This window comes from Streptomyces kronopolitis, from assembly GCF_050953795.1.
Classification (GTDB): domain Bacteria; phylum Actinomycetota; class Actinomycetes; order Streptomycetales; family Streptomycetaceae; genus Streptomyces; species Streptomyces kronopolitis_A.
In genome coordinates, this window is record NZ_CP191850.1 from 5,198,770 (window position 1) to 5,212,793 (window position 14,024).

Genomic DNA, 14,024 nt, shown 5'->3' on the forward strand with positions numbered 1-14,024 from the left:
GCGGGGCGGGCGGGATCGATGCCGCCCGTTTGGGCCGGTCGGGTGAGCGGAGGCGTCCGGCGCGTGCGGCGCGGCTCAGGCCGTGGCGAGATCCGGGAGCGGTGCGGCGTGCGCGGCCACCCGCTCCGCCGCCAGGGCGGCCACCGCGGTGTCGTTCCGGGTCGTGGCGAGGGCGAGGGTGTGTTCGGCGAGGGCGTGGGCGCGCTGGTGGAGGGCCGCGGCCCGGGAGGCGGCGGCGCCGTCGGTGGGCTCGGCGCGCAGCGGATAGTGGCCGCCGCTCAGCCGCGCGACCTGCTCCGCGAGGCGCTCGGCGGCGTCGGCCAGCGCGGCGCCCTCGGGTGCGGCGCCGTCCGCCGCAGGGCCGTCCGCCCGCGTCGCCAGCGCGTGCAGCTCATCGGTGACGGTGAGCAGCGCGGTCAGCTGGGTGGCGAGCCGGATGTCCAGCTCCTGCGCGCGGGAGCGGTGCGGGATCTGCGGGGCGGCGGCCATGGTGTGGACCGACTTGGTGCGGATCGGTTCGTACATGGGACGGCCTCCTGAAATGCGTCAGGAGACCATCCTAGCTTGGACTCTGTCTAAAGTTGAGATCCGTATAGAAAAATCGCGGTGGTTCAGTACTGTCCGTAACCGTCGAGGAAGGAGCCGATCCGGGTGACGGCGTCCGTCAGATCCTCCTTGCCGGGCAGCGTGACCAGGCGGAAGTGATCCGGCTCGGGCCAGTTGAAGCCGGTGCCGTGGACGATCATGATCTTCTCGGCGCGGAGCAGGTCGAGCACCATCTCCCGGTCGTCCTTGATCTTGTAGACCTTGGGGTCCAGGCGCGGGAAGGCGTACAGCGCGCCCTTCGGCCGGACGCAGCTGACCCCGGGGATCTGGGTGAGCAGGTCGTACGCCGTGTCGCGCTGTTCCAGCAGCCGTCCGCCGGGCAGCACCAGATCGTTGATCGACTGACGGCCGCCGAGCGCGGTGGCCACGGCGTGCTGGGCCGGCATGTTGGCGCACAGCCGCATATTGGCCAGGATCGTCAGGCCCTCGATGTACGAGGCGGCGTGCGCCTTCGGGCCGCAGACGGCCATCCAGCCGCTGCGGTAGCCCGCCACCCGGTAGGACTTCGACAGCCCGTTGAAGGTCAGGGTCAGCAGGTCGGGGGCCAGGGCGGCGAACGGGGTGTGGGTGACGCCGTCGTAGAGGATCTTGTCGTAGATCTCGTCGGCGCAGACGATCAGGTTGTGCCGGCGGGCGATCTCCGCGATGCCCCGCAGCAGCTCCTCGTCGTAGACGGCGCCCGTGGGGTTGTTGGGGTTGATGACGACGATCGCCTTGGTGCGGTCGGTGACCTTGCGCTCGATGTCGGCGAGGTCGGGCATCCAGTCGGCCTGCTCGTCGCAGCGGTAGTGCACGGCCGTGCCGCCGGAGAGCGAGACCGAGGCCGTCCACAGCGGGTAGTCCGGGGCCGGGACCAGGACCTCGTCGCCGTCGTCCAGCAGCGCCTGCATGGACATCTGGATCAGCTCGGAGACGCCGTTGCCGAGGTAGACGTCGTCGACGGAGAGCTCGATGCCCTGGGTCTGGTAGTGCTGCATCACCGCGCGGCGGGCGGACAGCAGGCCCTTCGCGTCGCCGTAGCCGTGGGCGCTGCCGACCGTGCGGAGGATGTCCTCCAGGATCTCGGGCGGGCACTCGAAGCCGAACGCCGCCGGATTGCCGGTGTTGAGCTTGAGGATGCGGTGACCCGCCGCCTCCAGCCGCATGGCCTCCTCGAGCACCGGGCCACGGATCTCGTAGCAGACGTTGGCGAGCTTCGTTGACTGGATCACCTGCATGTCCGCCACCTTACGGGCGCGTATCGGCGGCCGCCCGGTGTTTTTCCCCACGTTGACTCACGGAACGGGGGAGCTTCCTCACACTCGGTGAGGATCCGGGTGGTCGGGGTCCGGGCGGGCGCAGGGCGCCGGCGATTTCCGCCAGGGGCCGCGGGTGGGGGTCGCCCGACGGTACGCTCTGGCCGGTGCACGGCCGGTCCTGCCCGGCCGCCGCGCACGCCGACGAGCTGACACGGGGGCCACGGATGACGAGCACCTCCACCGGAGCCGCACGCCTCCCGTTACCCGCCCAGTCTTTCCCGCACGGCCCCGAGCCCGCACCGGCCGCGCGGTTCGCGCTGCTCAACGACGAACCGGTCACCGACCCGGCGGCGGATCTGCTGGGAACCGGGCGGGCCGCCCGCCAGCTCGCCGGGTTGCTGGTCGCCTCCCGTGACTCCACGCCCTTCACGCTCGCCGTGGACGCCGGCTGGGGCATGGGCAAGAGCAGCCTCATGCGGCTGGTCGACGCCGAACTGGCGCGGGCCCCCGAGGTGCACACCGTCTGGTTCAACGCCTGGACCTCGACCGCCGACGACGCGCTGGAAGGGCTGATCAAGTCCGTCCTGATGCGGTTCGACCGGCGGGTGCTGCGGCGCGGGGTGCACCGGCTGTCCGAGCGGCGCGCGCTGCTGCGGGCCGCTCGGGCCCTGACGACGGTCGCCGCCGGGCCGCTGGGGGTGGCCGGGCTGGTCGACGAGGTGTGGAAGAGCCTGTCCGTCGACTCCCAGGCCCGCAACGCGATGCGCGGGGCGATCGGCGACCTGGTGCAGGAGTGGTCGCAGACCGGGGAGTTCCGGCCGCGCCGGCTGCTGGTCGTCTTCATCGACGACCTCGACCGCTGCCCGGAGGAGGTGGTACTCAAGGTCTGCGAGGCGGTGAAAGTCTCGCTGGACGTCCCGGGGCTGGCGTTCGTCGTCGGCTGCGACCGGTCGGCACTGGGCCCGGGCGGGCTGCTGCGCGATCTGTCGCCCGCCGCCTCGGCGTTCATGGAGAAGATCTTCCAGACGAGCTACCGCATCCCGGTGGCCGACCAGCAGGGCGTACGGGAGTACATCGGGCGGTGCGCCCGCGAGGCCGGCATCGACCGGCTTCTGGACGAGCGGCTGACGACGATGCTCGCGGAGCGCTCGGCCCGCAACCCGCGCCGTATCAAGCGGCTGGTGAACGGCTTCGTGCTGGAGGCGACGCTCAACCCGATGTGGGACGACTTCCCGCCCGAGGCGGTGGTCCGCACGCTGCTGCTGCAGTACTTCTACCCCGACTTCTACCGGATGGTGGCCGGTGCCCCGGGCGGGACGGGCGATGTGATCGCCGAGTTCCGCACCTACCGGCAGGTGCGCCGGCTGCTGCGGACGCCGGAGGCCGTCCCGGCGGCGGAGCTGGCCGTGGTGTCCCGCTTCCTGGACGAACACGACCTGCCCGAAACGGACAGGGAACCGCGGGAGGAGACCCTCAACCGGCTGGAGCGCCAACTGCCCAGCAGTTTCCCGGAGATGGTCACCGACCAGGAGTTCACCTCGCTGATCGACGGCCTGGTGGAACTGCCCCGGTCCGCGGAGCTGCTGCGGCGATTGCGCGAGGGGGCGGCACTCCCGGCCGCCGTGGAGCCCGAACCCGCCCCGTACGTCCTGGCCACCCCCTCGCCGGTGGCGCCCGGGTACGGCGCGCGGCCGGCGACGCGGGGTGAGGAGTCCGGTGCGCCGCTGCGGCGGGTACGGATCCTGTGGGTGGACGACTACCCGGGCAACAACGAGCCTCTGGCGGGGCGGCTGCGGGCGGCGGGTGCCGTGGTGCGGATCGCCGAGGACTCCGATGCCGCGGACGCCGCCCTCGCGGTCGAGCAGCCGACGCTGATCGTTTCCGACATCGGCCGGGGCGCCAACCCGCGCGCGGGCCTGGAGCACGTCGGGCGGCTGCGGAGCGAGGGCCGCTACGCCGGGCCGGTCATCTTCTACACCGGGCGGATCACGCCGGAGCGCCAGTCCGTCGCGGACGAGCTGGGGGCCGACCTGACCACCAGCGCCGCGGAGGTCGAGCTGCTGGTGCTGCGGCTGGCCGGGCAGGTCCCGCGGTCCGGCTGAGCAGCGGTCCAGGGCCCCGTGCCGCCTCTCACCGGCGCCCCGGTGCCGTTCGCCGGACCGAGCGGCCCGCCAGTACCTGCGTGCGCCGGCCGTCCTCGATCACGAACCGGCCGTCGATCAGGACGTGCGGGATGCCCACGGGCGGGGTGCGCGGGGCGTCGAAGGTGGCTCCGGCGGCGATCGTCGCGGGGTCGAAGAGGACCAGGTCGGCGCGGTGGCCCTCGCGGACCAGGCCGCGGTCGGCGAGTCGCAGCCGGGCGGCCGGACGGCCCGTCAGATGGGCGACGCACTCCTCCAGCGACAGCACCCCCAGCTCCCGGGCGTAGGTGCCGAGGTAGCGGGGGAAGGTGCCGTACGCGCGCGGATGCGGCTTGTCGCCCTGGAGGATGCCGTCGCTGCCGCCGGTGTGCACCCGGTGGCGCATGATGCGGCGGACGTTGTCCTCGTGGCCGATGTGCTGAAGGATCGTCGGGCCCAGCCGGTCGTCGAGCAGCAGCTGCCGGGCGGTGTCCCAGGGCTCCTCGCCGCGCTCGGCCGCGCTGCGGGCGACGGTCTTGCCGACGAAGCCGGCCAGGGCCGGGTCGCACACCCCGGAGATCTCGACGGTGTCCCAGGAGATCGGCACCCCGTGGCAGCCGTCCGCGCCCGCCACCTCCATGGCATGGCGGATGCGGGCGGCCGTCGCCTCGTCGCGCAGCCGGGCCAAGGCCGCCTCGGGGCCGCCCTCGCCCGCCCAGCTCGGCAGCATCGCGGCCAGCGTCGTGCAGCCGGGGGTGTAGGGATAGGTGTCGAGGGAGAGGTCCGCGCCGGCGTCCAGGGCGTCGTCCAGCAGCGCGAGCAGCTCGGGCGCGCGGCCCTCGTTGACGCCGAAGTTCATGGTGGCGTGGGCGAGATGCAGCGCGCAGCCGGCCTCGCGGGTCAGGGCGATCATCTCCGCGTACGCGTCCAGCGCCCCGGCGCCGTACGAGCGGTGGTGCGGGCAGTAGTAGCCGCCGTGGCGGGCCACCACCCGGCACAGCTCGGTCAGTTCGGCGTCGCCCGCGTACATGCCGGGGGTGTAGGTCAGCCCGGAGGACATGCCGACCGCGCCCTGTTCCAGGCCCTCGGCGACCAGCTGCTTCATCCGGGCCAGTTCACCGGCGGTGGCCGCCCGGTCGTCCCAGCCGACCGCGAGCATCCGCACGGTGCCCTGCGGGACGAGGTAGGCGGCGTTGACCGCGATGCCCTGGCCGCCGAAGCCGTGGTCGAGGCGGTCGAGGTACTCGCCGACCGTGCGCCAGTCGAAGTCGACGGAGGTGTCGCCGGGCCCGCCGCCGTTCCAGCCGGTGATCTGGACGCGGACCTCGTCCAGGGTGCGCTCGTCGACCGGTGCGTACGACAGGCCGTCCTGGCCGAGGACTTCGAGGGTGACGCCCTGGGCGGCCTTCGCCTCGTGGCCCGGGTCGCGCAGCAGCGCCAGATCGCTGTGGGCGTGCATGTCGATGAAGCCGGGGGCCAGGGCCAGGCCGTGGCCGTCCACCACGCGGGCGGCGCCCGGGCGCCGCCCGCCGTCCGACTCGCGGTGGATCTCGGCGATCCGGCCGCCGGACAGGGCGACGTCGGCGCGGTAGGACGGGCCGCCGGACCCGTCCAGGACACGCACATCGCGGAACACGGTGTCCATGGGCGGGCCGCCTTTCTCGCTGCCCCGGGGACGGGTGCCCCACCCCCGGGGCCCGGGGAGGGACCGGCGGTGCGCACCGCGGGGGATCGGTACGCACCGCCGGGGCTCGGGGGCGGGCCGCGGCCCGCCGGGGGCCGGTCCTAGAAGAAGGTCCGGATGAAGTCCGTGACCGTGCCGTCCGCCTCGACCAGCGGGATCAGCTGCCACTTGTCGAAGGAGGTGCAGGGGTGCGACAGCCCCAGCGCGACCCAGTCGCCGACCTCCAGATCGCCGGAGCGCTCGGTGGCGACCCAGGCGTGCTGGTCGGACAGGCCGGTGACGGTGAGCCCGTCGGCCGGGCGCAGGGTGCCGTCCCGGCCGGACCGTACGACCTGGGCCTCCGGCAGATGGAGGTCGTAGGCCGCGTCGCGCTTGCCCGCGTTGAGGAACGCCTGCTGCGGGGTGGGGCGGGAGACGACCTGCGCCCACAGGCGGAAGGCGGGCTGCAGGGCGCCCTCCTCCGGGACCCGGTTGAAGGGGGTCAGCGTGCGGTACTGGCCGTCGTCGTGCGAGACGTACGCGCCCGAGCGCAGCAGCTTGAGGACCGGCGCGGACAGCGCGGGGAGTTCGGCGAAGACGTCGGCGACCGCGTCGAACCAGGCGCTACCACCGGCGCTGATGACGATCCGGTCGAGGTCGGCGAACCGGCCCGCGGCGTCCAGCCGTTCGGCCAGCGCGACCAGCCGGCGCATCCAGGCGGTGACCCGCTCGGTGGTGGCGTCCGGCACCTCGCCCTCGTAGCCGGCCACGCCGACCAGGCGCAGGGTGTCCACCCCGGCCAGCGCGTCGGCGAGTTCGAGGCACTCGGTCTCGGTCCGTACGCCGGTGCGCGCGCCGTCGCCGGCGCCGAGTTCGATGACCACGTCGACCGGGCGGGTCGCGCCGGCCTCGCGCAGCGCGGCGTCCATCAGCTCGATGCCGCGCAGCGAGTCGACGTAGCACAGGAAGCGGAAGTCCGGGTCGGCGGCGAGTTCGGCGGCGAGCCAGCGCAGCGCGACCGCGTCGACGACCTCGTTGGCCAGGAAGATCCGGTCGATGCCGTAACTGCGGTAGACCCGGACCTGGTGCGGGACGGCGGCGGTGATGCCCCACGCGCCGTGCGCCAGCTGGCGGGCGAAGAGCTGGGGCGCCATGGAGGTCTTGCCGTGCGGGGCGAAGGCCAGGTCGTGCCGCTCGGCGTAGGTCTCCATCAGGGCCAGGTTGTGCTCGACCGACTCGGCGGAGAGGGCGAGGACGGGGGTGGTGAAGCCGTCGCGGAAGAGGTTGCGGCGCTCGGCGGCGAGTTCGCCGACGGTGCGGCCGTCGGCGTCCGGCGGGAGCGACTTGAAGCGGTGATCCACCCGCTCTTCCGCGAGTTCCTTCAGTCCCTGCGCGAGCCGTTCGCCCGACATGCGGCCTCCTCCAGAATTGTGTTGCATTCTCTGCAACGCTCATTGCGCATATCGCTGGCAGCTGTCTAACATCCGGGCCAGCGCCCGGTCAATGGTGACAAAACGCGGTGCGGATCGGCCGTGGAACACCGCGCGGCACACCGTCCGGGCACGCACCCCAGCGAAGGAGCGCGAGCCATCGTGACCAGGCCCTCGAACGCCGGCACCGCCGCCGCCCCGGCCGGTGCCCCCGCCCGGGACGTCGAGGTCGTCTGCCTCGGCGAGTCGATGGTCACCTTCCTGCCCCGCGCCCCCGGCCCGCTGGCCGGCGTCCCCGCCTTCGACCGGGCCATCGGCGGCGCCGAGTCCAACGTCGCCTGCGCCCTCGCCCGCGCCGGACACACCGCCCGCTGGGTCTCGCGGGTCGGCACCGACGGCTTCGGCGACCACCTCCTGGCCGCCGTGGCCGACTGCGGCGTCGACACCACCCACGTCCAGCGCGACCCGCTGCGCCCCACCGGCATCTACTTCCGCACCGCCGGCGAGCGCGCCACCGGCCTGGAGCACGAGAGCGCGGAGCGCGCCGAAGTCCTCTACTACCGCGCCGGATCCGCCGCCTCCGCCATGGCGCCGGACCTCCTCGACCCCGCGGCGCTGCACCCCGCCCGCATCCTGCACCTCAGCGGCATCACCGCCGCGCTCTCCGACGGCTGCCTCGGCGTGCTGCGCGCCCTCACCCGCCGCACCCCGGACCGCCCCCTGGTCTCCTTCGACGTCAACTACCGCGCGGACCTGTGGCGTGCCTGCGCCCACGGCCCGGACCTCCTCCTGGACCTCGCCCGCGGCTGCGACCTGGTCTTCGTCGGCGAGGACGAGGCCGAGGCCGCGTGGGGGCTGCACGGGCCCGGCGCCGTGCGCGCCGCCCTGCCCGAGCCCGCCACCCTCGTCGTCAAGCACGGCGCGGCCGGCGCCACCGCCTTCGACCGGCAGGCCGACGGCACCGACACCGTCACCTTCGCCCCCGCGCTGCACGTCGAGGTCGTCGCCCCGATCGGCGCCGGCGACGCGTTCGCCGCCGGCTACCTCTCCGGCGCCCTGCGCGCGCTGCCGCCCTTCGCCCGCCTGCGGCACGGCCATCTGCTGGCCGCCGCCTCGCTCACCGTCCCCGGCGACCTCGGCCCCCCGCTCGGCCGGGCCCTCGCCGACCGCCTCGCCGCCCTGGGCCCCGCCGACTGGGGCACACTGCGACTCGGCCCCGGCTGGACGGCCGCCGGAGCGCACCGCACGGGTGGAGGGACGGGCACAGTGAACGAGTCAGGTACGGCGGATCCGCCGGACCCCGGCCGAAGGGCCGGCGCCGAACGGCACGTCCCCGGCGGCCGCCGGGACAGCGAGGTGGGCACATGAGCCAGACCGTCGACCGCGCACTGAGCATCCTGCCGCTGCTCGCGGAGGGCCCGGCCAACCTCGAACAGGTTGCGGTCCGGCTCGGCGTGCACAAATCCACCGCCCTGCGCCTGTTGCGGACCCTGCACGAGCACGGCATGGTCTACCGCCAGGCCGACCAGCGCTACCGCCTGGGCGCCCGGCTCTTCGCGCTCGCCCAGCAGGCCGCCGAGCACCTCGACGTCCGGGAGATCGCCCACCCCCACCTCGTCGCCCTCAACGAGGCCTGTGGACACACCGTCCACCTCGCCGTGCTGGAGGAGAGCGAGGTCCTCTACATCGACAAGGTCGAGAGCCGCTACCCGGTCCGGATGTACTCCCGGATCGGCAAGCCCGTCGCCATCACCGTCGCCGCGGTCGCCAAGCTGCTCCTGGCCGACCTGCCCACGCCCGAGCGCCGCGCCCTCGCCGAGAAGCTCGACTACCCCCGCTACACGCCCCGTTCGACGCCCGACGCCGCGGCCTTCCTCGCCGAACTGGCCACCGTCCGCACCCAGGGCTGGGCCACCGACCTCGGCGGCCACGAAGAGTCCATCAACTGCGTCGGCGCGCCCGTCCGCGGCACGGACGGGCACGTGGTCGCCGCCATGTCCCTCTCCGCGCCGAACGTCGTCGTCACCGCCGAGGAACTCCTCACCCTGCTCCCCCTGGTACGCCGCACCGCCGACGCCATCAGCCGGGAGTACTCCGGAACCGCACCTGCCCCGTCCACCGCCGGCCCCGCACAGGAAGCCTGACCACCATGACCGAGAAGACCGCGCTCACCCCAGCCACCCACACCACCCCGCCCGCGAAGTTCTCCCACGGCGTGAAGAAGGGCAACATCCTCCAGGTCGCCGGCCAGGTCGGCTTCCTGCCCGCCTCCGGGGGACAGGCCCCCACCCCGGCCGGCCCCACCCTGCGCGAACAGACCCTGCAGACCCTCGCCAACGTCAAGGCCATCCTCGAAGAGGGCGGCGCGAGCTGGGACGACGCGATGATGATCCGCGTCTACCTCACCGACGTGGCGCACTTCGCCGAGCTGAACGAGATCTACAACGCCTACTTCGAGGAGCAGGGCCTCAAGGAGGCGCCCGCCGCCCGCACCACCGTCTACGTCGGTCTGCCGCCCGGCCTGCTCGTCGAGATCGACGCCCTCGCGGTCCTGAGCTGAGGCGCCGACTCCCTTGCCCCGCCTGCCGTTAGCGCCGCTCGGCGCACACCGAACGCCGCACGGCACGGCGTCCCGTAGCGACGGGTCGCCGTGCCGCGGACCGCCCTGTCCGGGAACACTGCCAGGGACCCGCGGGCCCCTGCCTGACAACGGAGTCACCCATGTTCCTCGCCGCCACGCCCGCCCCCGCGCCCCCACCCCCGCACACCGGCGGACTGCTCGCCCTGATACCCGGCACCGCGGGCCTGCTCGCGGTCGCCGTCCTGGGCATCGCCCTCCTCCTCGTCCTGATCATCAAGGTGCGGCTGCAGCCGTTCGTCGCGCTGCTGACGGTCTCCCTCGCGGTGGGCCTGGCCGCCGGGCTCTCGGTCACCGAACTCTTCGGCACGGTGCAGAAGTCCGACGCGGTCTCGCTGATCGAGTCCGGGATGGGCGGCATCCTCGGCCATGTCGCCATCATCATCGGCCTGGGCACCATGCTGGGGGCGATCCTCGAAGTCTCCGGCGGGGCCGAGGTGCTCAGCGCCCGTCTGCTGCGCCTCTTCGGTGAGAAGCGCGCACCGCTCGCCATGGGCCTGACCGGCCTGATCTTCGGCATCCCGGTCTTCTTCGACGTCGGCATCTTCGTCCTCGCGCCGATCGTCTACGCGGCGGCGAAGAGAAGCGGAAAGTCGATCCTGCTCTTCTGCATGCCGCTTCTCGCGGGTCTGTCCATGACCCACGCCTTCCTGCCGCCACACCCCGGCCCGGTCGCCGCCGCCGGCCTGTTCAAGGTCGACCTGGGCTGGATCCTCCTCATGGGCCTGGTCTGCGGCCTCCCCGCGGTGCTCGCCGCCTGGGGCTACGCGGCCTGGATCGGCAAGCGGATCTTCGTGCCCGTCCCGCAGGACATGGTCGAGGCGGCTGACGAGGCGAAGGCCGCGGTAACCGAGGAGAAGCGCGCGGCCGGCGCCGGTCCGGCCGAGGAACCGGTCTCCCTCGCCACCGTCCTGCTCATCATCGGCACCCCGCTGCTCCTCATCCTCCTGGCGACCTTCTCCTCCATCGCCCTGCCGCCCTCCACCGGCCGCTCGGTGCTCGAATTCTTCGGCCACCCCTTCGTCGCCCTGACCCTCGCCCTGCTGATGTCGTACTACCTGCTGGGCATCCGCCGCGGCTGGTCCCGCACGTCCCTGGAACGGGTCTCCACCGCGTCCCTCAAGCCGGTCGGCAACATCATCCTGGTCGTCGGCGCCGGCGGTATCTTCGGCGCCGTCCTCAAGGGCAGCGGCGTGGCCACCGCCCTCGCCGACACCTTCCACCACGTCGGCCTCCCGGTGCTGGTCCTCGCCTACCTCCTCTCCCTCCTCCTGCGCGTCGCCCAGGGCTCGGCCACCGTCGCCATCGTCACCACGGCCGGCATCGTCGTCCCCCTCGTCGAGAACCAGGGCATGTCCCAGGCCCAGCTGGCGCTGATCATCATGGCGATCTCGGCCGGCTCGATCTTCGCGTCCCACGTGAACGACGGCGGCTTCTGGATGGTCAGCAAGTACTTCGGCATCACGGAACGCGACACCCTCAAGTCCTGGACGGTCCTGGAGTCGGTCCTGTCGGTGGCGGGGTTCGCGGTGGCGCTGGCGGTGAGCCTGGTGGTGTAGGGGCGGGCGGCGACTTCTCCCACCCCTGCGTACGCCGAGGGGCAGCCCGGTGGTGGGCGACGCCCCCTCGGCGTACGGCGTCACACCACGCGCCCGTACGCCCGCGCCCCGTCGCGCGGCAGCACGGCCCACATCCGTGTCCCGTAGCCGGACTCCTGCGACGCCCCGACCCCCCACTCGCCCTCACAGTCCCGCACCACGCAGGCCAGCAGCAGGAGCGTGGAGCGCCGCCGGGCGTCGCAGGCCGCCGCGAGCCGCCGATGGGTATGGCGCGGATGCCCGTCGTACAGCGTGACGCGCAGCGCGTCGTCCCGGTAGCGCAGCGACAGGTAGACGTCCTCGGTCGCCGTGAACCGGCAGGCGCAGGCGGCGAGTTCCCCCACCACTTGAAGGGCCGCGACGGCCACATCGCGCAGACCGTGGGCTTCGAGCAGTACGCCCGTGGCGGCACGCGCGATGGCGGGACTGGCCAGCGCGGCGGGGACGGTCAGGCTGTAGGCCAGACTTTCCGGTACGGGGGGCGTGACGGTGTCGAGCGGGTGCGGGCAGACGGATACGGCTGCGGGCATGGCAACTCCCTGTGCTTCACGGGTGGTTGATGTCTCGGCAGCCGGTGGCCTGTCTCCCTGGCGCGAGCCCGCCTCTCCCAGGGCAGGAGGCCGCGGGCAGGCTCGCGCAATGCGCTTCCGACTGCGTCGAGCGTAAGCGTTGCGTTACTGACTGTAGGGCAGCCGGGGTTAAATTTGCCACTCGGTCGGGAGATTTCTGACCTCCGGTAGTGCCTCTTGCATGTCAGGCGGCAGACTTCTCAACATCTCGGAGTCGGAGGGAACTTCATGGCGCAGAGGACAACGCCGACCGAACGCCAGCAGCGGCTGGGTGCCGAACTCAGGAAGCTGCGTACGACGGCAGGCATGTCCGCCGAATATGCAGCCGGGTTGCTGGGTGTCGACCGGAGCAGGCTCTCTAACATGGAGGCGGGCCTGCGCCCCATCAGCCCGGAGCGGCTGCGCACCTTGGCCTGCAACTGCGACTGCCGCGATGAGAAATATGTCGATGCACTGGTGGCCATGGCCGAGCCCGGCCGGGGCTGGTGGGAGAAGTACCGGGGCAGCCTCCCTGCCGGGCTGCTGGACATCGCCGAGTTCGAGTGGCACGCCGTACGGATGCGCACCGCGCACACGGTGCACATCCCGGGTCTGCTGCAGACCGGCGACCATGCCGCCACGATCTTTCGTGCGGGCGTCCCTCCCATGCCGAAGCATGAGATTGCGCTGCGGGTGGCCCATCGGATGGAGCGTCAGCAAGTGTTGGAGGGTGCTGACCCGTGCGGATACCTCGGCATCGTCCATGAGGCAGCCCTACGAATGCAGTTCGGGGGCCGGGCGGTAGCCCTCGCCCAGCTGGAGCACCTCCTCGCAGTCTCCGAGCGCGACAACGTGACCCTGCGCGTCATCCCCTTCGAGGCCGGAGAGTTTCCGGGTGCCGGGCAGACCGTGGTCTACGCGGAAGGTGTGGTGCCGCAACTCGATGCCGTGCAGGTGGACAGCACGCACGGACCGGAGTTCCTGCACCTGGATGCGCAGTTGACCCGCTACCGGTCACAGATGGACGGAATGGAACGAGTTAGCCTCTCTCCCGAACGCTCGCGCGACTTCATCCACGCCATCGCGCGTCAACTGTGAGGGGCACCCCATGGCCGATATCCGCTGGGAAGAGCCGTTCTGCGCCGAGGGCTCAGCCTGCTTCCGTCTCGGCACCGACGACCAGGGCAATGCCTACATCGCCGTGGCAGGCGCCGAGGGCACGTACGTCACCGACAGTCGTGAGGCTCTGCGCACCCTCATCCGCGAGATAAAGGCGGGCAAGGCCGATCACCTGCTCTGAGGGCCGTCCTGGCTGTCCGTTTCCTCGGTGGACGTGGCACGGGCCCGGCGGCGGGTGAGCAAGGTACTGCCCACGATCACCAGGCCGAGGGCGATGACCTTGGAGGCTCCGTAGTAGCCGTAGGCCGGTTCCGGCGGGGTGCCGGGGAGGCGGAGGAAGACCCATGCCGCCAGGAGGGCTCCGAAGGCGGTCATGGCGATGGCTCCCCAGGCGCCGATGTCCGCCCACCAGGGCTCCGGGGGGTGGATCCGCTCGTCGGTGGGCTCAACGTCCTTGTCGGGCATGGTCTGTTCTCCCAGGCAGGTGGGATGCGGTCGCGGGGGAAGACGCGGGCCCGGGGCGGACGGTTCACCGGGCCGCAGAGGTGCCGCGGGGGCCGCCCCCGGCCGGTGACCTGCGCGGGTGATCGGCTGTGGGATTCTGAGGTGGCGCTTGCCCGACCTACGGAGGCGGCACGTGTACCTGCCGGGGGCCGGGCCGGTGGTCGCTGCCACCGGCAGATCCTGCCGGGTACGCGATCGTGGATGGCGCTGAAGAAGACTCGAAAGGACGCAAATCATGGCAAGGGCTACTGCACGTCACATCCTGGTCAACACCGAGGCCGAGGCGCTGAACCTGAAGGAGCAGATCGCCGGCGGAGCGGACTTCGCCGAGCTGGCCAAGAAGCACTCCTCCTGCCCCTCGTCCCGTGACGGGGGCAACCTCGGGTCCTTCGGTCCCGGGCAGATGGTCCCGGAGTTCGACCAGGTCGTGTTCTCCGCCCCGGTCGGCGTGGTCCAGGGACCGGTCAAGACCCAGTTCGGCATGCACCTCCTGGAGGTCACCAGCCGCGAGGACTGACGCGGTGTGCCGTCGGGCCGCGTCGTCGAGGACGTGACGAGGG

Annotated in this window: 14 protein-coding genes; 8 read left to right on the forward strand and 6 right to left on the reverse strand. The window is 72.4% G+C overall.

Going from position 1 to position 14,024, the window contains the following annotated elements; genetic code table 11:
- Positions 1-75: 75 nt before the first annotated feature.
- Together ACQP17_RS23115 and ACQP17_RS23120 are read right to left on the reverse strand one after the other, a co-directional pair.
- Positions 76-525, reverse strand: a complete 450-nt coding sequence (locus ACQP17_RS23115; RefSeq protein WP_433857994.1) for a hypothetical protein — start codon at positions 523-525, stop codon at positions 76-78.
- Between the two features lie 86 nt (positions 526-611).
- On the reverse strand, positions 612-1,823 hold the full coding sequence (locus ACQP17_RS23120; RefSeq protein WP_433857995.1) for a pyridoxal phosphate-dependent aminotransferase: 1,212 nt from the start codon (positions 1,821-1,823) through the stop codon (positions 612-614).
- A 245-nt stretch (positions 1,824-2,068) separates the two neighbouring features.
- Between ACQP17_RS23120 and ACQP17_RS23125 the strand changes: the two genes are divergently transcribed.
- Positions 2,069-3,946: a P-loop NTPase fold protein gene (locus ACQP17_RS23125; RefSeq protein WP_433857996.1), complete on the forward strand. Its 1,878-nt coding sequence runs from the start codon at positions 2,069-2,071 to the stop codon at positions 3,944-3,946.
- A 28-nt stretch (positions 3,947-3,974) separates the two neighbouring features.
- On the opposite strand, the gene ACQP17_RS23130 is transcribed toward ACQP17_RS23125, so the two are convergent.
- On the reverse strand, positions 3,975-5,609 hold the full coding sequence (locus tag ACQP17_RS23130; protein WP_433857997.1) for an N-acyl-D-amino-acid deacylase family protein: 1,635 nt from the start codon (positions 5,607-5,609) through the stop codon (positions 3,975-3,977).
- A gap of 140 nt (positions 5,610-5,749) precedes the next feature.
- Positions 5,750-7,039: an amino acid deaminase gene (locus ACQP17_RS23135; protein ID WP_433857998.1), complete on the reverse strand. Its 1,290-nt coding sequence runs from the start codon at positions 7,037-7,039 to the stop codon at positions 5,750-5,752.
- A gap of 180 nt (positions 7,040-7,219) precedes the next feature.
- Here ACQP17_RS23135 and ACQP17_RS23140 point away from each other — a divergent pair, with 180 nt between their 5' ends.
- From ACQP17_RS23140 to ACQP17_RS23155, 4 genes are all read left to right on the forward strand, one after another.
- Positions 7,220-8,425, forward strand: coding sequence for a sugar kinase (locus ACQP17_RS23140; protein ID WP_433857999.1), 1,206 nt, complete (start codon positions 7,220-7,222; stop codon positions 8,423-8,425).
- Positions 8,422-9,201, forward strand: a complete 780-nt coding sequence (locus tag ACQP17_RS23145; RefSeq protein WP_433858000.1) for an IclR family transcriptional regulator — start codon at positions 8,422-8,424, stop codon at positions 9,199-9,201. Before ACQP17_RS23140 ends, ACQP17_RS23145 begins: the two co-directional genes overlap by 4 nt.
- A gap of 5 nt (positions 9,202-9,206) precedes the next feature.
- Complete coding sequence (locus ACQP17_RS23150; protein ID WP_433858001.1) at positions 9,207-9,617, forward strand: RidA family protein; 411 nt, start codon at positions 9,207-9,209, stop codon at positions 9,615-9,617.
- A gap of 161 nt (positions 9,618-9,778) precedes the next feature.
- On the forward strand, positions 9,779-11,254 hold the full coding sequence (locus ACQP17_RS23155; RefSeq protein WP_433858002.1) for a GntP family permease: 1,476 nt from the start codon (positions 9,779-9,781) through the stop codon (positions 11,252-11,254).
- Between the two features lie 80 nt (positions 11,255-11,334).
- Here ACQP17_RS23155 and ACQP17_RS23160 read toward each other — a convergent pair whose 3' ends face one another.
- On the reverse strand, positions 11,335-11,823 hold the full coding sequence (locus ACQP17_RS23160) for an ATP-binding protein (RefSeq protein WP_433858003.1): 489 nt from the start codon (positions 11,821-11,823) through the stop codon (positions 11,335-11,337).
- A gap of 267 nt (positions 11,824-12,090) precedes the next feature.
- On the opposite strand from ACQP17_RS23160, the gene ACQP17_RS23165 reads away from it, so the two are divergent.
- Positions 12,091-12,939, forward strand: coding sequence for a helix-turn-helix domain-containing protein (locus ACQP17_RS23165; RefSeq protein ID WP_433858004.1), 849 nt, complete (start codon positions 12,091-12,093; stop codon positions 12,937-12,939).
- Positions 12,940-12,949: 10 nt separating this feature from the next.
- Positions 12,950-13,141, forward strand: coding sequence for a hypothetical protein (locus ACQP17_RS23170; RefSeq protein WP_433858005.1), 192 nt, complete (start codon positions 12,950-12,952; stop codon positions 13,139-13,141).
- Here ACQP17_RS23170 and ACQP17_RS23175 read toward each other — a convergent pair.
- The gene (locus ACQP17_RS23175; protein WP_433858006.1) at positions 13,129-13,425 is read right to left on the reverse strand and encodes a hypothetical protein; all 297 of its coding nucleotides are present in this window, start codon (positions 13,423-13,425) and stop codon (positions 13,129-13,131) included. The two genes, ACQP17_RS23170 and ACQP17_RS23175, sit on opposite strands and share 13 nt — an antisense overlap.
- A gap of 274 nt (positions 13,426-13,699) precedes the next feature.
- Between ACQP17_RS23175 and ACQP17_RS23180 the strand changes: the two genes are divergently transcribed.
- Positions 13,700-13,981, forward strand: coding sequence for a peptidylprolyl isomerase (locus tag ACQP17_RS23180; protein WP_189097275.1), 282 nt, complete (start codon positions 13,700-13,702; stop codon positions 13,979-13,981).
- The last annotated feature ends 43 nt before the right edge of the window (positions 13,982-14,024 follow it).

Bases quoted from the DNA above. Each gene is read 5' to 3' on its own strand.
- ACQP17_RS23115 (WP_433857994.1), bottom strand. From the start codon at position 525: ATGTACGAACCGATCCGCACCAAGTCGGTCCACACCATGGCCGCCGCC.
- ACQP17_RS23120 (WP_433857995.1), bottom strand. From the start codon at position 1,823: ATGCAGGTGATCCAGTCAACGAAGCTCGCCAACGTCTGCTACGAGATC.
- ACQP17_RS23125 (WP_433857996.1), top strand. From the start codon at position 2,069: ATGACGAGCACCTCCACCGGAGCCGCACGCCTCCCGTTACCCGCCCAG.
- ACQP17_RS23130 (WP_433857997.1), bottom strand. From the start codon at position 5,609: ATGGACACCGTGTTCCGCGATGTGCGTGTCCTGGACGGGTCCGGCGGC.
- ACQP17_RS23135 (WP_433857998.1), bottom strand. From the start codon at position 7,039: ATGTCGGGCGAACGGCTCGCGCAGGGACTGAAGGAACTCGCGGAAGAG.
- ACQP17_RS23145 (WP_433858000.1), top strand. From the start codon at position 8,422: ATGAGCCAGACCGTCGACCGCGCACTGAGCATCCTGCCGCTGCTCGCG.
- ACQP17_RS23150 (WP_433858001.1), top strand. From the start codon at position 9,207: ATGACCGAGAAGACCGCGCTCACCCCAGCCACCCACACCACCCCGCCC.
- ACQP17_RS23155 (WP_433858002.1), top strand. From the start codon at position 9,779: ATGTTCCTCGCCGCCACGCCCGCCCCCGCGCCCCCACCCCCGCACACC.
- ACQP17_RS23160 (WP_433858003.1), bottom strand. From the start codon at position 11,823: ATGCCCGCAGCCGTATCCGTCTGCCCGCACCCGCTCGACACCGTCACG.
- ACQP17_RS23165 (WP_433858004.1), top strand. From the start codon at position 12,091: ATGGCGCAGAGGACAACGCCGACCGAACGCCAGCAGCGGCTGGGTGCC.
- ACQP17_RS23170 (WP_433858005.1), top strand. From the start codon at position 12,950: ATGGCCGATATCCGCTGGGAAGAGCCGTTCTGCGCCGAGGGCTCAGCC.
- ACQP17_RS23175 (WP_433858006.1), bottom strand. From the start codon at position 13,425: ATGCCCGACAAGGACGTTGAGCCCACCGACGAGCGGATCCACCCCCCG.
- ACQP17_RS23180 (WP_189097275.1), top strand. From the start codon at position 13,700: ATGGCAAGGGCTACTGCACGTCACATCCTGGTCAACACCGAGGCCGAG.